We start from the raw sequence: 19,014 nt of genomic DNA on the forward strand, positions 1-19,014 counted from the left end.
ACCGGACTTTCGGGCGTCGAGCAGGCGGTCGCCCGGGGGAGGCCGTCGTTGCTGGGTGGGAGGCTTCCGAGGGCGCGCCGGGCGAGGACCGTGGTCCGGGCGGGGCGCTGCGACTTCGGAACGCGGTTGGGTAAGGCTAACCTTATCCGCCCTCGACCATAGCGGCAGACGCCGAGACTGTCCAGATACAATCGGCGGATGACCGATCCGGCTTCCGACCCCCGCTTTGCAAGCGCTCCCGCCGCTGCCGACCGCTGGCTCCCGGCGCCGACGGAACCGGACGACGCTCCGCGCGAGCAGACCACCGCGTCCCGCGTCATCGGGGTCGTCCTCGCCTTCCTCGTGGGGCTCGCCTACGGGGCCATCGGCACGGTCGCGCACGCCTGGGCGCCGTCGGTGCTCGGCATCGCCCTCCCCGTCGGGCTGATCCTCGGGATTCTCGGCGTCGGCATGCTGCTGCTCGGTCTGCGGATCGTCCTCGGCGACCGGCTCGCGGCCGCTGCGGCCGCCTTCGGCGTCATCCTCATGATCGGCGTGCTGCTGCTCGAGAGCACCGGCGGGTCGGTCCTCATCCCGCAGAGTGTCTCCGGCCTCGTGTGGACCATCGCCCCCGGCCTCGTCGCCGTCCTGGTCGTGGCCTGGCCGAAGCTGCCCGAGCGTAAGCGCGAGACCCCGGTGGCACGTCCCGCCGGGCCGCCGTCGGAGCCGTTCGCCACCTCGCCGCAGGCGTAGACTGGACACTCAGTGCTCGTGAAGGGAGCCACCCGCCCGTGACCTACGTGATCGCCCTGCCGTGCGTCGATGTGAAGGACCGCGCCTGCATCGACGAATGCCCCGTCGACTGCATCTACGAGGGTGAACGCTCGCTCTACATCCACCCCGACGAGTGCGTCGACTGCGGTGCGTGCGAGCCGGTCTGCCCGGTGGAGGCCATCTACTACGAGGACGACCTGCCCGAGGAATGGGCGGACTACTACAAGGCCAACGTCGAGTTCTTCGACGAGGTCGGGTCGCCCGGTGGTGCCGCCAAGGTCGGGGTCATCCCGTCGGACCACCCCCTCATCGCCGCGCTGCCGCCGCAAGCCCACGAGTAGCCGCATGGCACTGCAGCCGCTGCCCGACTACCCCTGGGACCTCATGGCCCCGTATGCGGAGCGGGCGCGTCGGCATCCGGACGGCATCGTCGACCTGTCGATCGGGTCGCCGGTCGATGCGACGCCGGACCTCATCCGCGACGCCCTGCGTGACGCCACCGACGCTCACGCGTACCCGACGACGATCGGTACGCCCGAGCTCCGTCAGGCGATCATCGCCTGGTTCGCCCGCCGCCGCGGTGTCGGCGGACTGTCACCCGACGCCGTCCTGCCGACGATCGGCTCCAAGGAACTCGTGGCGCTGCTCGCCTTCCTGCTCGGGCTCGGCGAGGGCGACACGGTCGTGCACCCGGTGGCCGCCTATCCGACGTACGCCGTCGGCGCGGCGATCGCCGGTGCCGACGCGGTCGCGGCCGACGATCCGGCCGAGTGGCCCGAGAGCACCCGCCTCGTCTGGCTCAACTCGCCGGGCAACCCGGACGGACGGGTGCTCTCGATCGAGGAACTGCGCGCCGCGTTGGTTCGGGCGCGCGAACTCGGTGCCGTCCTCGTGGGCGACGAATGCTACGCGGAACTCGGCTGGGAGGGGGAGTGGTCCGACACCCCGACCCCGTCGGTGCTCGACCCGCGCGTGACCGATGGGGACCACAGTGGCGTCCTCGCGATCTACTCGCTGAGCAAGCAGTCGAACCTGGCCGGGTACCGTGCCGCCTTCCTCGCCGGAGACGAACGGCTCGTGCAGCGCCTGGTCACCGTGCGGAAGCACGCGGGACTCATGCTGCCGGCCCCGCTCCAGGCGGCCATGGTCGCCGCCCTGGGTGACGACGAGCACGTGGCCGAGCAGAAGGCGCGGTATCGCGCCCGGCGCGAGGTGCTGCTCCCGGCGGTCCGCGAGGCGGGCTTCCGCGTCGACCACAGCGAGGCCGGCCTCTACCTGTGGATCACCGAGGGTCGCGGCGCGTGGTCCAGCATCGACCGCCTGGCGTCCATCGGCATCCTCGGGGGCCCTGGCGTGTTCTACGGTGACGCCCACCCCGATCACGTGCGGTTGTCGTTGACGGCGAGCGACGAGCGGATCGCCGCGGCCGCCGAGCGACTCCGAGGCGTGCGCCCGATTTCAGGGTGAACTCCAAGGAAGTCGCCGGATCACTGTGGGAAACAGCAGTGGGCCCGGAACCCGATTAGGCTGTATGTGACACGCCGTCGTATCGGAGGGCGATGTCCAGTCCCTATCGCACGAAGATACGAGGAGGCGCCGTGGGCGACGTCGAGAAACAGGCTTCCACCGAGACGCAGCAGGTCACCCTGAACTACCCCGGCGGAACAGCCGAATTCCCGATCCACCGGTCAGCCCAAGGCGCGTCGAGTATCGACGTCTCCTCGCTCACCCGGCAGACCGGCCTGACGACGCTCGACTACGGGTTCGTCAACACGGCTGCCACCAAGTCGGCGATCACGTACATCGACGGCGACCAGGGCATCCTCCGCTACCGCGGGTACCCGATCGAGCAGCTCGCCAAGCAGTCGACGTTCCTCGAGGTCGCCTGGCTCCTGATCCACGGTGAGCTCCCGACCGCCGACGAGCTCGGCGGGTTCGACGAGAAGATCCGTCGTCACACGCTGCTGCACGAGGACCTCAAGCGGTTCTTCTCGGCGCTCCCGCACACGGCGCACCCCATGGCGGTGCTGTCCAGTGCCCTGCAGGCGATGTCCACGTACTACGAGTCGGACGCGAACCCGCACGACCCCGACCACGTCGAGCTCACCACGGTCCGTATGCTCGCGAAGCTCCCGGTCATCGCGGCGTACGCGCACAAGAAGTCCGTGGGCCAGGCGTTCCTGTACCCGGACAACTCCTTGAGTTTCGTCGACAACTTCCTCAAGTTGAACTTCGGCAACCTGGCCGAGCCCTACGAGATCGACCCGGTCCTGTCGAAGGCCCTCGACCTGCTCCTGATCCTCCACGAGGACCACGAGCAGAACGCGTCGACCTCCACGGTCCGTCTGGTCGGGTCGACGGGCGCCAACCTGTACGCCTCCGTGTCGGCTGGCATCAACGCCCTCTCCGGGCCGCTGCACGGCGGTGCCAATGAGGCGGTGCTGCAGATGCTCGGGCGCATCCAGGAGTCCGGCGAGGGCGTCCAGCGCTTCGTCGACCGGGTCAAGAACAAGGAAGACGGCGTGAAGCTCATGGGCTTCGGGCACCGCGTCTACAAGAACTACGACCCGCGGGCCAAGCTCGTCAAGGAGAGCGCCGGCGAGGTCCTCCGTGCGCTCGGGATCAACGACCCGCTGCTCGACCTGGCGCAGGAACTCGAGCAGATCGCCCTCGAGGACGACTACTTCAAGGAGCGGAAGCTCTACCCGAACGTCGACTTCTACACGGGCGTCATCTACAAGGCCATGGGCTTCCCGACGCGGATGTTCACGGTGCTCTTCGCCATCGGGCGTCTTCCCGGATGGATCGCGCACTGGCGTGAGATGAACCTCGACCCGCAGACCAAGATCGGTCGCCCGCAGCAGCTGTACACGGGTTCGCCCGAGCGGTCCTTCCCGACGCGGTAGTCGCGCCTCGGCCGATCACGAGAACGGCCCCGCATCCGAGGATGCGGGGCCGTTCCGTGTCTGTGACCGTGATCGGGGACCCGGGCCCGCCGTCCGGTCCCTGAGCCGGACGTGCGGTCCCTGAGCCGGTCGAAGGGCTCAGGCGTGCAGGGCCGCGTTCAGCTCGACGCCGGAGCCGGAGCGGGGGAGGACCTCCACAGCGCCCGTGAGCGAGTTGCGCCGGAACAGGAGGTTCGGCACCCCGGAGAGCTCGACGGCCTTGACGGTGCGCGGAGCCCCCTCGGTGGTCGCGGCGGCTCCGGCGAGGACGACCTTGGTGCCGGCCGTCACGTAGAGGCCGGCCTCGACGACCGAGTCGTCGCCGATCGAGATGCCGATGCCGGAGTTCGCCCCGAGGAGTGCGCGCTGGCCGATCGCCACCCGCTGCGTGCCCCCGCCGGACAGGGTACCCATGATGGATGCGCCGCCGCCGATGTCGCTGCCGTCACCGACGACGACACCCTGGGAGATGCGGCCCTCGACCATGGACGACCCGAGGGTGCCCGCGTTGAAGTTGACGAAGCCCTCGTGCATGACGGTCGTCCCCGGAGCGAGGTGGGCACCGAGCCGGACGCGGGAGGCGTCGGCGATCCGCACCTTGTCCGGAGTCACGTAGTCGAGGAGCCGCGGGAACTTGTCGATGCCGGTCGCGTGGATGCCCGCGCGGAGGAGCGACGGTCGGAGTCGGTCGAAGTCGGCCGGGTGCACCGGTCCTGCATTCGTCCACACGACGATGGGCAGGTGTGCGAAGACGCCGTCGAGCGAGATCGTGTTCGGACGGACGAGGAGGTGGCTGAGCAGGTGCAGGCGCAGGTAGGCGTCCGGCGTGTTCGCCGGGGCGGCCTGCAACTCGATCTCGACGGTGACGATGTCGATCCGCACGGCCCGCCGGTCGTCGTCGGTCGCGAGGGCCTCGAGCTCCGCCGGAGCGATCCAGCGGTCGCGGCCCTCGGGGATCCGGCCGAGCGTCGGCTCAGGGAACCAGGTGTCGAGCACGGTTCCGTCGCTGGCGATCGTCGCGAGGCCGGAGCCCCAGGCGTGGGTCGGAACGGGCGTTTCGGCAGTCGCGGCAGTCATGGCTCCAGGGTAGCGGCGAACGTCCGGAGAGACGGCCGACGCCCAGGGTCGCGGCCAATACACTGGTTCCATGCCAGCCGATGTCCCCGTACTCGACCTGTCCGTCTCCTCCGTGGAACTCACCCGGCAGCTTTGTGACATCGCCTCAGTGTCGGGGGACGAGGTGCGGATCGCCGACGCGGTGGAGGCGGCGCTCGGCGGGTGCGACCACCTCACGATCGTGCGCGACGGCGACACGGTGGTCGCGTCGACGTCCCTCGGCCGCGCGCAGCGGGTCATCATCGCCGGCCACCTCGACACCGTCCCGATCAACGGCAACGTCCCGACCCGCTTCGAGGAGCATGCGGGCGAGGCGACGCTGTGGGGGCGCGGAACGGTCGACATGAAGGGTGGTGTCGCCGTGCAGTTGAAACTCGCGGCCGAGCTCACCGACCCCATCGTCGACATCACCTGGATGTGGTACGACAACGAGGAGGTCGCGTCGGACCGCAATGGTCTGGGCCGGCTCGCGAAGCACCACCCGGAGCTGTTCGTCGGGGATTTCGCCATCCTCGGGGAGCCGAGCAACGCGGGCGTTGAGGGCGGGTGCAACGGCACCCTCCGCGTCGAGGTCAGCGCCTTCGGCAAACGCTCGCACGCGGCGCGGAGCTGGGTCGGCGTCAACGCCATCCACGCGATCTCGCCGGTCCTCGCGACGCTCGCCGCCTACACTCCTCGTGAGGTCGAGGTCGACGGGCTCGTCTATCGCGAGGGCGTCAACGCGGTCGCCATCCACGGCGGCGTCGCCGGGAACGTGATCCCGGATCTGGTCACCGTCGAGGTGAACTACCGGTTCGCGCCCAGCCGGACGGGAGCGGAGGCACTCGCCCACCTCGAGGAGCTCTTCTCCGGCTTCGAGGTCGTGCAGACCGATGTCGCGGAAGGTGCCCGCCCGGGCCTCGACGCGCCAATCGCCCAGGACTTCTTGGCGGCGGTCGGGGGGACGCCGGCACCGAAGTACGGCTGGACCGACGTCGCCCGCTTCTCCGCGTTGGGCGTGCCCGCGGTCAACTACGGCCCGGGCGACCCGTTGCTCGCGCACGCGGACGACGAACGCGTCCCGCTCGCCCAGATCGAGGAGTGCGAGCGGGGCCTCCGCGCCTGGCTGCAGGGCACCGATGGCCGCTGACGCGGAGGTCCGGGTAGCGGTCGACGAACGGCCCTCGATGCTCCGGCGGTGGGTGCGCCTGCCCGTGTGGGGGCGCATCGGCATCGTCTACGTGCTGTCCCGGCTCGTGACGACGGCGATGTTCGCGTTCGCGAGCCTCCTGTCGGCTCCGGACTCCCGGTTCGGTGCGTTCCCCTCGCTCGGCACCCTCGCCGCCGGGTGGGACGGCCAGTGGTACTGGTGGATCGCGACGTACGGCTACCCGAGCCAGCTGCCGCTCGACAGCGCCGGACGGGTCGCCGAGAACGCCTGGGCCTTCATGCCCGTCTATCCCGGTGTGGTGAAGGGGCTGTCGGTCATCACGTTCCTGCCGTGGCCGGTCATGGCGGTCGTCGTGTCCCTGGGCTGCGGGTTCGGCAGTGCGCTGCTGTTCCACCGGCTGATGCGGACGCGTCTGGACGCCGGCCGGTCGATGTTCGCCGTCGTCCTGTTCTGCATCGCACCGCTCAGCGCCGTGTTCCAGCTCGCCTACGCGGAGTCGATGTTCCTCCTCCTGCTGACGCTGGCGCTGTTGCTCCTCGTGACCCGCCGGTACGGGTGGTTGCTCGCGGTCATCCCGGTCATGGCCTTCACCCGCCCCGGGGTCCTGGCGTTCGCGCTCCTGCTTGGCCTCCACCTCGTCGTTCGGGTGGTCACGCGACGCCGCGACCCGCTCGCCAGGCGCGAGGTCCTCCTCATCCTCATCGGGGGAGCGTTGGCTGCGGTGGCGGGCTTCGCCTGGATGGTCATCGCCGGCCTCGTGACGGGCCGTCCTGAGGCGTACCTCCAGACCGAGCTGGCCTGGCGCGCCGCCTTCATCGGCGAGCAACCGCTCGTGCCGTTCTCGGCGTGGATCCAGGGCGGGCAGTTCTGGTTCGGGGATGGGCCAGGCCTCGTGGTCGTCCTCGCCGTCTTCGTGGGCTCCGCGCTCCTCCTGTTCGTCCCGGCGGTCCGTCGCCTCGGCGTCGACCTCCGGCTGTGGGTGGCGTCGTACCTGCTGTACCTCTTCGCGGTCTTCTTCCCGCAGACGAGCGTCTTCCGACTGCTCATCCCGGTCTTCCCGCTCCTCGGCGCCGTCCCCGTCCCGCGAAACCGGTGGTACCGCGGTGGTGTCGTCGTCCTCTCCCTGGCGCTCCAGTGGTGCTGGATCTTCGTCATGTACGGCCTCGCGAACGCCTATTGGACCATTCCGTAGCCGTTGATCAGTCGTCATCCCGCGCCTCGCCGCGTTCAGGATTATCACGAGCCCCCGTGATACGCGATAATAGGGGTCAGTCGAATAACGAGAGGGGACTCGCATGGCCGCAATGAAGCCACGCACCGGAGACGGGCCAATGGAGGCCGTGAAGGAGGGTCGGCTCATCATCGTGCGAGTGCCTCTTGAAGGGGGAGGGCGTCTCGTCGTGTCGGTCAACGACGCAGAGGCTCAAGAACTGCACGATGCACTCGCGGGTGTGGTGAGCGCGGGCTGAGCCCCGTCACCGACGCCGCATGAGCTGAGGACCGGCCGTCATCATCGCCCCAGGGCGAGGGTGGCGGCCGGTTCGTCGTACTCGGGCTCAGACGCCGGGCTTGGTGATCTGGAGCAGACCGTCTCCGGCGGGGGAGAGGGCGCTGACGACCGCGTCGGACGCGGAGATCTCCTGGACGAGCGATCGGAAGAGGCCGGTGGTCTCGTCGCGCTGCGTCGGGTCGGCGACCTTGCCGCGCCAGAGTGCGTGCGGCACGAGGACGGTTCCGCCGGGCCGGACGAGTCGGAGGCCATGCTCGACGTACTCGATCACAGATCCCGGATCGCCGTCGACGAGGACGAGGTCGTAGGAGTTCTCGTTCATCCGGGGCAGCACGTCGAGCGCGCTGCCGGTGATGAGGCGGATACGGTTGGTGGTGATGCCGGCCTCCGTGAACGCCGCCCGAGCCTGCTGCTGGTGGACGATCTCCGTGTCGATGGAGGTCAGCACCGCGTTCGTGGCGCCACGGAGGAGCCAGAGTCCGGAGACGCCCGTCCCGGTGCCCACCTCGACGATGGACTCCGCACGGGTCGCCGCGGCGACCACCGCGAGCTGTGCGCCGATCGCCGGGGAGATCGCCTCCACGCCGAGTTCGTGCGCGTGCGCACGAGCGGTGTGCATCGCAGCACTCTCGACGACCACGTCGCCCGCGTACTTCCAGTTGAGATTGTGTTCTGACACCTTGCCTCCGGATCTCAGCGTATGGCCTGCAAGGGCTCCGCGAGCTGAGGCTCGCGCGGTAGTCTGATCACGTGTTCGGTCTGACGTTCGACAAACTCCTCATCATCGGGGTCATCGCCGTGTTCCTGCTCGGTCCCGAGCGTCTGCCGTATTACGCGTCCCAGCTGGCGAGGCTCGTCCGGACCCTCCGCGACCTGGCCTCCGGCGCGAAGGACCGGATGCGCGAGGAGATGGGCCCGGAGTTCGACGAGGTCGACTGGAAGAAGCTCGATCCCCGACAGTACGATCCCCGGCGCATCATCCGCGAAGCCTTGCTCGACGACGAGCCGCCGGTGACGCCGACGACCGCGCCCCTGGCTGCTGCGCCGGCAGCCGCGGCGGCCGCGACCGCCCCGTCCCTCGAGAAACCGAAGTCGATCCAGGCGTCGACCGACGAGCGTCTCCGCCGCCTGGCCGCCGGGGAGACGGCGGCACCGCCGTTCGACCTCGAAGCCACCTGAGTCCGGAGCGTCCTGCGCGGCGCGTTCCGCGCCGGCCGCTTCAGCTCGTGCTGACGCCCAGACGCTTCCCGGCCAGGCCACGTGGACGGCCCGCGAGCTGCCCCGCCAGACGGAGGATCTCGGCGGCCGCCGGATCCGCCGGGTCCGAGAGCACGACCGGTCGTCCGGTGTCGCCGCCCTGCCGGAGCGTGACGCTCAGCGGGACGGAGGCGAGCAGCGGTACCGGTTCGGTCTGACCGACGGAGAGCCTCGTCGAGAGTGCCTCGCCGCCACCGGTGCCGAACAACGGCAGGATGCTGCCGTCGGGCTGTGGAAGGCCCGCCATGTTCTCGATGACGCCGTACACGCGTTGGCCGGTCTGCCGTGCCACCACCCCGCTGCGCTCCGCGACCTCGGCGGCGGCCGGCTGCGGCGTCGTGACGACGAGCACCTCGGCGTGCGGGAGCAACTGACCGATCGAGATCGCGACGTCACCCGTGCCCGGGGGGAGGTCGAGCAGCAGGACGTCGAGATCGCCGAAGAACACGTCCGTGAGGAACTGCTGGATCGTGCGGTGGAGCATCGGGCCGCGCCAGGCGACGGCGACGGCGGTGGTCCCGTCGGTCGGCGCGTCGATGAACATGCCGATCGACACGACCTTCACGCCGTGCGCGACGGGCGGCAGGATCATGTCACCGACCTGGGTCGGTTTCACAGCGACGCCGTTCTCGACGAGGCCCAGCAGACCCGGGATGGAGAAGCCGTGGACGTCGGCGTCGACGAGCCCCACCCGCAGGCCTCGGGCGGCGAGGGCGACGGCCAGGTTGGCGGTCACCGTGGACTTGCCGACACCACCCTTGCCGCTCGTGACCGTGTACACCCGCGTCAGCGAGTCCGGACCGAACTGGACGCCTCGCGCGCCGCGGCCCCCGCGGAGACGGTCGGTCAGGGCCTGCCGTTCCGCCGTGGACATCACCTGGACGTCCACCGCGACCTGCGTCACCCCGGGGGTGGATGCGGCGGCCTCCCGGACGTCGCGTTCGATGCTCGTCGCCGCCGGGCACCCGACGATGGTGAGCTTGATCGTGATGTCGGCCGCGCCCTGATCGTCGACGTCGATCGCGCCGACCATGTCGAGTTCGGTGATCGGCTTGCGGATCTCGGGGTCGATGACCCGTCCGAGCGCCGTCCTGATCCGGTCGGCGAGCTCCGCGTCAGCCACGCCGGCGCTCTGGCCCGTCGTGCTCGGGCTGATCGGTGCGGTCCCGGTCCAGCTCCTCGAGCAGGGAACGCAGCTCGGCGCGGATGAAGTCCTTTGACGCCATGTCCTTGAGCGCCAGGCGGAGCGCGACGACCTCGCGGGCGAGGTACTCGGTGTCGGCGAGGTTGCGCTCGGACCGCTGACGGTCCTGTTCGATCTGCACGCGGTCGCGGTCGTCCTGACGGTTCTGAGCCAGCAGGATGAGCGGCGCGGCGTAGGACGCCTGGAGCGACAGCACCAGGGTCAGCGCGACGAAGCCGATGTCGACGGAGTCGAACCGGAGGGACATCGGGCCGTACGTGTTCCAGGCGATCCAGAGGATGACGAAGAGGGTCAGGCCGACGAGGAACCAGGGCGTCCCCATCGCCCGGGCGATCCACTCGGTGAACCGTCCGAAGCGGTCGCGCGAGGCGGGCGCGCGCCGGATGGAACGGACGGAGCTGCGCAGCCCCTTGGGTGCGTCGAGTCGGACTTCATTGCGGGGAGCTCGTGCCACGACCTGCCCTCCTTCCGTTCGATCCGATGCGCTGTTCCGCAGCCGGGAGTTCGTCGTTCTCGTCGATGCTCCGCCAGTCGTCGGGGAGGAGGTAGTCGAGCACGTCGTCGATCGTCACGACCCCGAGCAGCCGATGCTGCTCGTCCACGACGGGGACCTGGACGAGGTTGTAGCTCGCGAGGATGCGCGAGACCTCGGCGGCCGAGGTGCGGACCCCCACCGGATCGAGACTCTGGTCGAGCAGCGTCCCGAGCCGCTCGTGCGGCGGGTACCGGAGCATCCGCTGGAAGTGCACCATGCCGAGGAACCGGCCCGTGGGCGATTCGTACGGCGGAAGCGTGATGCAGACCCCGGCGGCCAGTGCGGGGGCCAGCTCGGAGCGCCGGATCGACGCGAGGGCCTCGGCGACCGTCGCGTCGGCGGAGAGGATGATCGGTTCGGTCGTCATGAGCCCACCCGCGGTCTCCGGATCGAACCGGAGGAGCATGCGGACGTCCTCGGCCTCCTCCGGCTCCATGAGCTCGAGGAGGTGTTCACCACGATCCTCGGGGAGCTGGGCGATGAGGTCGGCCGCGTCGTCGGGTTGCATCTGGTCGAGGACGTCGGCGGCGCGGTCGTCGTCGAGCTGCGCGAGGATGTGCACCTGGTCGGTCTCGGGCATCTCCTCGAGCACGTCGGCGAGCCGGTCGTCGGACAGCTCCTCGGCGACCTCGATCATCCGATCGCGCGGGAGGTCGAGGAGGGTGTTGGCGAGGTCGGCCGGCTTCAGATCGGCGTACGTCGCGATCAGCTGCTCGGCGGACTGCGCCTCACCGAGCTCCTGCTCCTCCCGCAGTTCGTTCCAGGTGGCGAAGGTCGTCGGGCCCTTGACGAAGGGCGAGGCGGTGGTCTTCGGGCGTCGGACGAAGAGTTGCGACACCTGCCACTCGCCAGGGCCCTGCTCCTCGATCGCGACGTCCTCGATCGTCGCCTCCTCGCCGTTCGCCCGGAAGACGACGCGCCGCCCGAAGAGTTCGGCGATCACGCGGACCTCGCCGCCGCGCTGTTCGAACCTGCGGACGTTGATGAGGCCGGTGGTGATGATCTGCCCGGCACCGATGCTCGTGACGCGTCCGATGGAGACGAAGACGCGACGTTTGCCCGGGATCTCCACGATCAGGCCGACGACGCGCGGGGATTTGCCGGTGCGGTAGACGACGAGCACGTCCCGGACCTTGCCGACACGATCGCCCGCGGGGTCGAAGACGGTGCACCCGGCGAGCCTGGCGACGAACACTCTGGTTGCACTCACGCCTACTAACCTACCCGCCGGTGGCCTGCCAGGACGGACCCCTCGGGGTGGGATGAGAGGATGGAGGCATGAGTGATCCGCGACAGTTCGGCCGCAAGGGCGCCCCGGCGCTCGGCGTCATCCCGCGAGGCGAGACGGTGGCCAGCTACGACAGCTACGAGTCCGCGCAGGCCGCGATCTCCTCCCTCGCGCACACCGACTTCCCGGTCAAAGAGATCTCGATCGTGGGCAGTGACCTGAAGAGCGTCGAACGCGTGACCGGGCGGCTCAGTTACGGGCGTGCCGCGGGCGCCGGTGCCGTCAGCGGCGCCTGGCTCGGTCTGTTCCTCGGACTCGTCCTCGTCATCTTCAACCCGGAGACGAACCTCATGCTGTTGGGCGCGGCGGTGCTCATGGGTGCCGCGTTCGGCATGCTGTTCGGCATCGTCTCCTACTCGGTGACGCGGAAGCGTCAGGAGTACACCTCGGCCACGCTCGTCATCGCCACGCGGTACGACCTCGTCGTGGGCGACGAGCTCGCGAACCGGGCGCGCAACCTGCTCGAGCGTGGCCCGGCGTCCGACGCGGGCTGACCCGCGGCGTCGGACGCCGAGCGGCGGAACGACGGGCGGGCCTCAGCGGGCGAGCCAGGCCTCGACCTCGTCGGCGGTGCGCGGGATGCCGGCGGACAGGTTCTCCGCGCCATCCTCGGTCACGAGGATGTCGTCCTCGATCCGGACGCCGATGCCGCGGTACTCCTCGGGGACCGTGAGGTCGTCGACCTGGAAGTACAACCCGGGCTCGATCGTGAACACCATGCCCGGTTCGACGACCGCGTCGGCGTACATCTCGCGCCGCGCCTGGGCGCAGTCGTGCACATCCGTCCCGAGGTGGTGGCTCGTGCCGTGGACCATGTACCGCCGGTGCTGCTCGTTCTCCTTGAGCAACGCCTCCTCCGCGGTCACGGGGAGCAGTCCCCACTCGGCCGTCTTCCGGGCGATGACGGCCATCGCCGCGGCGTGCACCTCGCGGAACCGGATGCCGGGGCGGACGATGGCGAAGGCTTCGTCTGCGGCCTCACGGACCGCCTCGTACACCCGACGCTGCACCTCCGTGAAGGTGCCCGAGACCGGGATGGTCCGCGTGATGTCCGCCGTGTAGTAGCTGTCGAGTTCCACGCCGGCGTCGATCAGGATGAGGTCGCCCGGGAGGACCCGTCCGTCGTTCCGCGTCCAGTGGAGGATGCAGGCGTGGGGTCCGGCGGCGGCGATGGTCTCGTAGCCCACGCCGTTCCCGTCGGCACGGGCGCGACCCGCGAAGACGCCCTCGACGATGCGCTCGCCACGCTCGTGCGCGAGCACCTTGGGCAGCTCGGCGATGACGTCGTCGAACCCTCTCGCGGTCGCATCGACGGCGAGGCGCATCTGAGCGATCTCGTACCGGTCCTTCACGAGGCGCATCTCGGAGACCGCCCGGGTGAGGTCGGCGTCGACGTCGACCGTCAGGTCGGTCGCGTCCGCGTGGAACGCCGAGAGGTCTGCGGTCGCGATCGCGAGATCGGCGGCCACCTGGGCCAGCGACGGGCGGGCTCCGATCCAGAACTCGCCGATGGCGGCGTTCGTGTAGAACTCGTCGGTGTCGCGCCCTGCCCGCTCCCGGAAGTACAGCGTCGCGGTGTGGCCGGACTCCTCCGGGTCGAGGACGAGCACGCTGTCCGGCTCGGCATCCGCTGCCCAGCCGGTGTAGTACGAGAAGGCCGAGTGCGCCCGGTAGAGGTAGTCGGTGTCGTTCGAGCGCTGCTTCATCCCACCCGCGGGGAGGACGAGGCGCTGGCCGGGGAACAGCGCCGACAGCCGGTCGCGACGGGCCGCGGCGAGGCTCGCCGTCTCGCGTGGCTCGGGGAGCACCTCGGGGCGGTCTGCCCAGCCGGTGCCGATGAACGCGCGGAAGCCTTCCGACCAGGCGGCCGCCCGGTTGGAGGTCGCCTCGGTCTGGACGGTGTTCGAACTGGATGTGTCTGCGGAAGTCGCCATGGTTCCATTGTCGCACCGGGACCGATGCGCCGGCCCGTCGGTCAGCGTGGGGTCCGGGGGAGCAGGGTCACGACCACCGGTCGGTGGTCGCTGCCCGTGCCGTCGACGTCGGTCAACACATGGGCCGACACGGACACCCACGTCGGGCTGGCCATGACGTGGTCGATCGGCGCACCGAGGACGGCGGGTAGCTCCGTCGGCCAGGTGCCGAGCCCTGCGGCGGCGTCCGCAGCCGCGGCGTCGTCGCAGTCGCCCAGGTCGCCGTCGCCTCGCAGACCGGCCAGGTGGTCGAGCGTCGCGTTGAAGTCGCCGGCCATGATGACGTCGGTGCCGGCGACGCAACGTCCGGCGAGGTCGGCGAGCTCCGCGCGCCAGTCGTCGAGCCGGCTCGGCAGCGGGGCCGTCGTGTGGACGGCGACGAGGGTCGGTCCACGACCGAGGACCGGGTCCGCGACGAGCGTCTCCGAGTCCTCGATGGCCGTCGACCCGGTCGGGGAGGGGGCGCGGATCGCGTACTCGCCGAGCCCGGTGCTCACGAGCAGGCTCGTCCCGTGGGCGTCCGATGCCGTCGAATGGGCCACCATCGGTCGGCCGGAGGCGGTCATCGCGGCGGCCACCGCACCGGCGGCCGCGGCGGAGGTCTCCGGCAGGGATACGACGTCGGCACCTTCACGGACCGCGATGGCCGCGATCGTCCCCGGGTCTACCGCGTCGCCCAGCGTGTTCCACGCGAGGACGGTGACCTGGTCGGCGAGGTCGGTCGCCTCGCCCGCGACCACCCGGTCGTCGACGCCTCGACTCGCGGTGACGACGGCGCCGGTCACCGAGACGACGGCGAGCGCCGAGGCGAGCACGAAGGGGAGCACCCGGCGGGATCCCCTGAGCAGGACCCCCACCACGACGGCCAGGAGGGCGGCGCCCGCCGCCAGGATCGCGAGCAGCAGCCGGAACGCGCTCAGCTGGACGATGATCTGCGTCTGCTCCAGCCCGAAGAGGCCGGGCAGGATGGCGACGCCGAGCAGGACCGTGACCGCTGTCGCGATCACGGCCGCGATGACGGCACCGACGGTCTTCAGCATTCGCGCCAGCGTAGGCGAGCGGTCTGGGAGTCACCGGAGGACGAGCTGCGACTAGGGTGGAACCGTGGTGAGCGCTCGAGACATGCACGGTCCCGCCGATCTGCACACGCACTCGAGTGTCTCGGACGGCACGGAGACGCCGACGCAACTCATGCGCGCGGCCGGCGCCGCGGGGCTCGGCACCATCGCCCTCACGGACCACGACTCGACCGCAGGTTGGGCCGAGGCGTCCGTCGAGTCGCGTCGGCAGGGCATCACCCTGCTCCCCGGGATGGAACTCAGCACCCGGTACGAGTGGCGGAGCGTGCACCTGCTCGCCTACCTCATCGATCCGCTCAACGGCGACCTCCTCCAGGAGACCGCCAAGATCCGCGAGTCCCGCTTGCGCCGGGCCGAGGCCATCGTGGCTCGGATCGGCGGCGACTACCCGCTCTCCTGGGCCGACGTCCTCGCGCAGACCCGCGAGGGTGCGACGGTCGGTCGTCCGCACATCGCCGACGCGCTGATCGCCCTCGGCATCGTGGCGGACCGCGGTGAGGCCTTCGACGGCATCCTGCATCCGCGCACGGGGTACTACGCGCCGCACTACGCCCCCGACCCGCTGACCGCGGTCAAGCTCGTCCGCGCCGCCGGTGGTGTGCCCGTGATCGCCCACCCGGTCCCGGCCGGCCGCGACCGGATGCTGCCTGAGCCGTACTTCCGCGAACTCGCCGACGCGGGACTGTTCGGGCTCGAGATCGAGCATCGCGAGAACACCGAGGAGGGCAAGGTCGTCGTGCGGCGGATCGCCTCCGAGCTGGGCCTCGTGGCGACCGGTTCGAGCGACTATCACGGGACCGGTAAGCCGAACCGCCTCGGCGAGAACACCACGGACATCGACGTCGTCCGGCGCATCGTCGACGAGGCCACCGGCTCGGAACCCGTCCTGCCCGACTGATCCGGCGCTGCCGGCGTCCCGGTCGAACGTCCTTCGGTCACCGAGCTTGCCGACGTGCGCACGGGGGTATCCAGCTCCAAGCGGAGCGCTCGCGACACGTAGAACGCCCGCACCCCTCAGGGTGCGGGCGTTCTGCGTGACGGATCTACGCCGTGGGGGCCGGGGGTGCGGTGCGGCGCGTCCGGCTGCGACGGCGGGGAGCGCTGTTGCCGTCGCGGTGCTCCGGACCGTGGCCGTCGTGGGTGCCTGCTGCGGGCGCGCTGCGGTCGACGGTGTCGGTCGAGGCGGCGTCGTGCGTCCGCGAGTGGGCGCGGGTGCTCGGCTGGGACTCGAGCCGGGTGCTGCTCGGCTGCGTGCGCTCGCCTCCGCGTCCGCCGCGCTCACCACCGCGACCGCCGCTGGTCCGCGAACCGTCGCGTCCGCCGCTGCCCCGCGAACCGTCGCGTCCGCCTGCGCTCCGCGAACCCTCGCGGCGCGGAGCGGGCTCGACGGCCTTGGCGGGCTTCAGCCGGCCCTTCGTGCCCTCGGCGATCCCGAGGTCGGTGAACAGGTGCGGGCTCGAGGAGTAGGTCTCCGTCGGCTCCGGCTGGCCGAACTCGAGGGCGCGGTTGATGAGCGCCCACTTGTGGAGGTCGTCCCAGTCGACGAAGGTGACGGCGATACCCGTCTTCCCGGCGCGACCGGTACGGCCGACGCGGTGGAGGTACGTCTTCTCGTCCTCGGGGATCGTGTGGTTGATGACGTGGGTGACGTCGTCGACGTCGATGCCACGGGCGGCGACGTCGGTGGCGATCAGCACGTCGCGCTTGCCTGCCTTGAAGGACGCCATCGCGCGCTCGCGCTGCTCCTGGTTGAGGTCGCCGTGGACCGCTGCGGCGTTGAACCCGCGGTCGCTGAGTTCCTCGACCAGTTTCGCGGCCGCACGCTTGGTCCGCGTGAAGATCACGGTCTTGCCGCGACCCTCGGCCTGCAGGATGCGCGAGATGACCTCGTCCTTGTCGAGCGAGTGCGCGCGGTAGATGAGGTGCTTGATGTTGGCCTGCGTGAGCCCCTCGTCGGGGTCGCTCGCGCGGATGTGGATCGGCTTGCTCATGAAGCGGCGGGCCAGGGCCACGATCGGACCGGGCATGGTCGCGGAGAACAGCATCGTGTGGCGCGCGGCGGGCGTCTTCGAGAAGAGCTTCTCGATGTCGGCGAGGAAGCCGAGGTCGAGCATCTTGTCGGCCTCGTCGAGCACCATCTCGGTGATGCCCGAGAGGTCGAGGAGGCGCTGGTTGTTGAGGTCGATGAGTCGGCCGGGCGTGCCGACGACGATCTGGGCGCCGGCCTTCAGCTGCTCGATCTGGCCTTCGTAGGCCTTGCCACCGTAGATGGAGACGAGCGTCGTGGACCGGTTCGAGATGAGGATCTCGATGTCCTCGGACACCTGGACGGCGAGCTCGCGGGTCGGGACGACGACGAGCGTCTTGACGCCGGGTGCCGGGTCGAGACCGAGGCGCTGGACGATCGGGATGCCGAACCCGAAGGTCTTGCCCGTTCCCGTCTTGGCCTGGCCGATGATGTCCTGGCCGGCGAGTCCCAGGGGGATCGTCTGCTCCTGGATGGGGAATGGGTCGATGATGCCCTTGGACGTGAGGGCGTCGACGATGTCTTGGTCGACACCGAGATCAGAGAAAGTCACGGAGATACCTGTCAGTGCAGTCATGGTCTACACCTTCGATTGCACACAGGTGTAGGGCCCCGATCCGACGCCGGGGCACGGCTATTCTACCCGGGAGGTCCCGAGAGGCCGCTGGGCGCGCGGAACACGGTGATCGGCGCACGACGGATAGGGTGGTCGCATGGCAGGTTGGTTTGCACGACGTCGGCGTCGTCCCGGCACGGAGACGCCTCGGTTGCGCTCCCGCGGCGACACGGTCCAGGCGACTCGCGTCGATCTCCACGAACTCGCTCCGAGCACGGCGGACTACCTCGGTCAGGTGGCGCAACTGCAGCTCGGCTTCTTCATGACGCTCTCGTTCGCGGTCGAACACGCCCCGAGCGACGCCGATCGCGAGACGCTCGCCGAGGCGGCCGCGACCGCCCTGCGCAAACACCAGGCGCTCCTCGCCTGGCTCCGCCGGACGAACGACGACCCGACCGCGGTGCTCGCACCGTTCGCCAGGTCCCGCGACGAGTTCCAGGCGATCCTGCGCACCGGCACGTGGGACGAACTCCTCCTCGGCATCCTCGTCACCCGCGGATTCCTCGACGAGTTCTTCGCGGAGCTCGCGCGCGGCCTCGACGGAGCGGACGCCCGCGACCTCGCGGCGATCGTCGCCCCGGGTCCGGAGGAGGACCCGCTCGTCGGGATCCTGCACCGCGTGATCGCCTCCCACCCGGAACGTGCCTCGACCCTCGCGATGTGGGGACGACGCCTCCTCGGCGACACGATGCTCGTCGCGAGGTCGGCGCTCGTGACCGAGAGCAAGGCCCTGCCCGACGACGCCAGGGTCGAACCGATCTACACGGAGCTCATCGCGAACCACACGAGGAGGATGGACGCCCTCGGTCTGACGGCCTGAACGACGTCACCACCTCCGACGAACGATGCCGCCGCTCCGGATGGAGCGGCGGCATCGTTCGGTCTGGCGGGCGCGTCAGACGGTGACCCCGTGCTGGAGCCGCGCGAGCATGGCGTCGTCGGATGCGGTGCGGACACGCACGAGCACGATGTCGACCACGACGCTCACGATCGCTGAGGCGCCGAAGGCGGCGACCCAGATCCAACCGCCGTCCCAGGCCATGCCGGCCCAGGTCGCCACGACCCACACGACGGCGGCGACGAGGGTGGCGACCGCCGGGACGAGCGCCGCTCCGTGCTGGTCCCTGCCCGGCAGGAGGTAGCGGACGGCCAGCCCGAGGATGGCGCCGCCGAGCACGACGAAGAGGAGCTCCATGATCAGCCGACGAATCCGATGCGGCGCGACTCCTCGGTTCCGAGCTCGACATAGCCGATGCCCGCGGTCGGGATGAGGTAGCTGGTGCCCTTGTCGTCCTTCAGCGAGAGCAGCTTCGCATCCGTCTCGAGGGCGGTCTTGACCGCCTGTTCGATCTCGGCGGCGGGCTGCGAGGTCTCGAAGCCGATCTCGCGAGGGCTGTTGAGGATTCCGATGCGAATTTCCACTTTGAGTGCCTTTCGGTTGCGTAGGGCAAGACTACGGGAGTCATCGTCGACGGACCGGCCGCGGTCGCCTGCTGTCAGCGAACACCGGAACGCCGCCCCGGGTCGCGACGATGTCGGCGGGCTCCGGTAACGTGCGGTCC

The 19,014-nt window shown here is 70.1% G+C and carries 21 protein-coding genes; 11 read left to right on the forward strand and 10 right to left on the reverse strand.

All coding sequences use genetic code 11. The annotated features are described in order from the left end of the window. Nucleotides 1–198 precede the first annotated feature (198 nt). From QRN26_RS05610 to QRN26_RS05625, 4 genes are all read left to right on the forward strand, one after another. Entirely contained in the window at nt 199–732 is a 534-nt protein-coding gene (locus QRN26_RS05610; protein WP_056778299.1) for a hypothetical protein, read from the forward strand. Between the two features lie 38 nt (nt 733–770). Continuing rightward, complete coding sequence (fdxA, locus tag QRN26_RS05615; protein WP_056007281.1) at nt 771–1,094, forward strand: ferredoxin; 324 nt, start codon at nt 771–773, stop codon at nt 1,092–1,094. Between the two features lie 4 nt (nt 1,095–1,098). After that, nucleotides 1,099–2,220 carry a succinyldiaminopimelate transaminase gene (gene dapC, locus QRN26_RS05620; protein ID WP_285035798.1) on the forward strand — a complete coding sequence of 374 codons (1,122 nt, stop codon included), beginning with the start codon at nt 1,099–1,101 and terminating at the stop codon, nt 2,218–2,220. 179 nt (nt 2,221–2,399) lie between these two features. Beyond that, nucleotides 2,400–3,659, forward strand: coding sequence for a citrate synthase (locus QRN26_RS05625; protein ID WP_056011358.1), 1,260 nt, complete (start codon nt 2,400–2,402; stop codon nt 3,657–3,659). A 138-nt stretch (nt 3,660–3,797) separates the two neighbouring features. Here QRN26_RS05625 and dapD read toward each other — a convergent pair whose 3' ends face one another. Further along, nucleotides 3,798–4,775, reverse strand: a complete 978-nt coding sequence (gene dapD, locus QRN26_RS05630) for a 2,3,4,5-tetrahydropyridine-2,6-dicarboxylate N-succinyltransferase (protein ID WP_056007275.1) — start codon at nt 4,773–4,775, stop codon at nt 3,798–3,800. Nucleotides 4,776–4,845: 70 nt separating this feature from the next. Between dapD and dapE the strand changes: the two genes are divergently transcribed. The 3 genes from dapE to QRN26_RS05645 all read left to right on the forward strand — a co-directional run bounded on the left by dapE (nt 4,846) and on the right by QRN26_RS05645 (nt 7,433). Then, nucleotides 4,846–5,943, forward strand: coding sequence for a succinyl-diaminopimelate desuccinylase (dapE, locus tag QRN26_RS05635; RefSeq protein ID WP_056007272.1), 1,098 nt, complete (start codon nt 4,846–4,848; stop codon nt 5,941–5,943). After that, the gene (locus QRN26_RS05640) at nt 5,933–7,156 is read left to right on the forward strand and encodes a hypothetical protein (RefSeq protein ID WP_285035802.1); all 1,224 of its coding nucleotides are present in this window, start codon (nt 5,933–5,935) and stop codon (nt 7,154–7,156) included. Before dapE ends, QRN26_RS05640 begins: the two co-directional genes overlap by 11 nt. A 103-nt stretch (nt 7,157–7,259) precedes the next feature. After that, nucleotides 7,260–7,433 carry a DUF3117 domain-containing protein gene (locus QRN26_RS05645; protein ID WP_079002123.1) on the forward strand — a complete coding sequence of 58 codons (174 nt, stop codon included), beginning with the start codon at nt 7,260–7,262 and terminating at the stop codon, nt 7,431–7,433. 87 nt (nt 7,434–7,520) lie between these two features. On the opposite strand, the gene QRN26_RS05650 is transcribed toward QRN26_RS05645, so the two are convergent. Beyond that, a complete protein-coding gene (locus QRN26_RS05650) occupies nt 7,521–8,153 on the reverse strand; it encodes an O-methyltransferase (protein WP_056007266.1) in 633 nt (210 codons plus the stop codon). Nucleotides 8,154–8,224: 71 nt separating this feature from the next. Between QRN26_RS05650 and QRN26_RS05655 the strand changes: the two genes are divergently transcribed. Next, complete coding sequence (locus tag QRN26_RS05655; RefSeq protein WP_056007264.1) at nt 8,225–8,653, forward strand: twin-arginine translocase TatA/TatE family subunit; 429 nt, start codon at nt 8,225–8,227, stop codon at nt 8,651–8,653. A gap of 40 nt (nt 8,654–8,693) precedes the next feature. On the opposite strand, the gene QRN26_RS05660 is transcribed toward QRN26_RS05655, so the two are convergent. The 3 genes from QRN26_RS05660 to QRN26_RS05670 are packed head-to-tail and all read right to left on the reverse strand — an operon-like array spanning nt 8,694 to nt 11,680. Next, entirely contained in the window at nt 8,694–9,854 is a 1,161-nt protein-coding gene (locus tag QRN26_RS05660; RefSeq protein WP_285035805.1) for an Mrp/NBP35 family ATP-binding protein, read from the reverse strand. Further along, complete coding sequence (locus QRN26_RS05665) at nt 9,847–10,389, reverse strand: DUF1003 domain-containing protein (RefSeq protein ID WP_056007258.1); 543 nt, start codon at nt 10,387–10,389, stop codon at nt 9,847–9,849. Before QRN26_RS05665 ends, QRN26_RS05660 begins: the two co-directional genes overlap by 8 nt. Further along, entirely contained in the window at nt 10,367–11,680 is a 1,314-nt protein-coding gene (locus QRN26_RS05670; RefSeq protein ID WP_056007255.1) for a magnesium transporter MgtE N-terminal domain-containing protein, read from the reverse strand. The genes QRN26_RS05665 and QRN26_RS05670 overlap by 23 nt, the downstream gene beginning before the upstream one ends. Nucleotides 11,681–11,748: 68 nt before the next feature. On the opposite strand from QRN26_RS05670, the gene QRN26_RS05675 reads away from it, so the two are divergent. Next, nucleotides 11,749–12,252, forward strand: coding sequence for a YflT domain-containing protein (locus QRN26_RS05675; protein WP_056778286.1), 504 nt, complete (start codon nt 11,749–11,751; stop codon nt 12,250–12,252). 42 nt (nt 12,253–12,294) lie between these two features. On the opposite strand, the gene QRN26_RS05680 is transcribed toward QRN26_RS05675, so the two are convergent. Both QRN26_RS05680 and QRN26_RS05685 read right to left on the reverse strand, forming a co-directional pair. Beyond that, nucleotides 12,295–13,692, reverse strand: a complete 1,398-nt coding sequence (locus QRN26_RS05680; RefSeq protein WP_056007250.1) for an aminopeptidase P family protein — start codon at nt 13,690–13,692, stop codon at nt 12,295–12,297. 41 nt (nt 13,693–13,733) lie between these two features. Continuing rightward, nucleotides 13,734–14,771 (reverse strand): endonuclease/exonuclease/phosphatase family protein, encoded by a 1,038-nt coding sequence (locus QRN26_RS05685; protein ID WP_285035810.1) that lies wholly within the window; start codon nt 14,769–14,771, stop codon nt 13,734–13,736. A gap of 82 nt (nt 14,772–14,853) precedes the next feature. Between QRN26_RS05685 and QRN26_RS05690 the strand changes: the two genes are divergently transcribed. Continuing rightward, nucleotides 14,854–15,708 (forward strand): PHP domain-containing protein, encoded by an 855-nt coding sequence (locus QRN26_RS05690; protein WP_056007244.1) that lies wholly within the window; start codon nt 14,854–14,856, stop codon nt 15,706–15,708. 145 nt (nt 15,709–15,853) lie between these two features. Here the strand turns inward: QRN26_RS05690 and QRN26_RS05695 are convergent, their stop codons facing one another. Next, on the reverse strand, nt 15,854–17,413 hold the full coding sequence (locus QRN26_RS05695; protein ID WP_502927369.1) for a DEAD/DEAH box helicase: 1,560 nt from the start codon (nt 17,411–17,413) through the stop codon (nt 15,854–15,856). A gap of 136 nt (nt 17,414–17,549) precedes the next feature. Between QRN26_RS05695 and QRN26_RS05700 the strand changes: the two genes are divergently transcribed. After that, entirely contained in the window at nt 17,550–18,272 is a 723-nt protein-coding gene (locus QRN26_RS05700; protein ID WP_082455859.1) for a ferritin-like fold-containing protein, read from the forward strand. A 75-nt stretch (nt 18,273–18,347) separates the two neighbouring features. Here the strand turns inward: QRN26_RS05700 and QRN26_RS05705 are convergent, their stop codons facing one another. Together QRN26_RS05705 and QRN26_RS05710 are read right to left on the reverse strand one after the other, a co-directional pair. Further along, on the reverse strand, nt 18,348–18,647 hold the full coding sequence (locus tag QRN26_RS05705) for a hypothetical protein (protein ID WP_056007235.1): 300 nt from the start codon (nt 18,645–18,647) through the stop codon (nt 18,348–18,350). Between the two features lie 2 nt (nt 18,648–18,649). Then, nucleotides 18,650–18,874, reverse strand: coding sequence for a DUF3107 domain-containing protein (locus QRN26_RS05710; RefSeq protein WP_056007232.1), 225 nt, complete (start codon nt 18,872–18,874; stop codon nt 18,650–18,652). Between the last annotated feature and the right edge of the window lie 140 nt (nt 18,875–19,014).

Origin of the sequence: Plantibacter sp. ME-Dv--P-095, assembly GCF_030209365.1 — a bacterium.
In the GTDB taxonomy this organism is placed as follows: Bacteria; Actinomycetota; Actinomycetes; order Actinomycetales; family Microbacteriaceae; genus Plantibacter.

Coding starts and splice junctions, on each gene's coding strand:
- QRN26_RS05610 (WP_056778299.1), top strand. CDS start 199: ATGACCGATCCGGCTTCCGACCCCCGCTTTGCAAGCGCTCCCGCCGCT.
- dapC (WP_285035798.1), top strand. CDS start 1,099: ATGGCACTGCAGCCGCTGCCCGACTACCCCTGGGACCTCATGGCCCCG.
- dapD (WP_056007275.1), bottom strand. CDS start 4,775: ATGACTGCCGCGACTGCCGAAACGCCCGTTCCGACCCACGCCTGGGGC.
- dapE (WP_056007272.1), top strand. CDS start 4,846: ATGCCAGCCGATGTCCCCGTACTCGACCTGTCCGTCTCCTCCGTGGAA.
- QRN26_RS05640 (WP_285035802.1), top strand. CDS start 5,933: ATGGCCGCTGACGCGGAGGTCCGGGTAGCGGTCGACGAACGGCCCTCG.
- QRN26_RS05645 (WP_079002123.1), top strand. CDS start 7,260: ATGGCCGCAATGAAGCCACGCACCGGAGACGGGCCAATGGAGGCCGTG.
- QRN26_RS05675 (WP_056778286.1), top strand. CDS start 11,749: ATGAGTGATCCGCGACAGTTCGGCCGCAAGGGCGCCCCGGCGCTCGGC.
- QRN26_RS05680 (WP_056007250.1), bottom strand. CDS start 13,692: ATGGCGACTTCCGCAGACACATCCAGTTCGAACACCGTCCAGACCGAG.
- QRN26_RS05685 (WP_285035810.1), bottom strand. CDS start 14,771: ATGCTGAAGACCGTCGGTGCCGTCATCGCGGCCGTGATCGCGACAGCG.
- QRN26_RS05690 (WP_056007244.1), top strand. CDS start 14,854: ATGCACGGTCCCGCCGATCTGCACACGCACTCGAGTGTCTCGGACGGC.
- QRN26_RS05695 (WP_502927369.1), bottom strand. CDS start 17,413: ATGACTGCACTGACAGGTATCTCCGTGACTTTCTCTGATCTCGGTGTC.
- QRN26_RS05700 (WP_082455859.1), top strand. CDS start 17,550: ATGGCAGGTTGGTTTGCACGACGTCGGCGTCGTCCCGGCACGGAGACG.
- QRN26_RS05705 (WP_056007235.1), bottom strand. CDS start 18,647: ATGGAGCTCCTCTTCGTCGTGCTCGGCGGCGCCATCCTCGGGCTGGCC.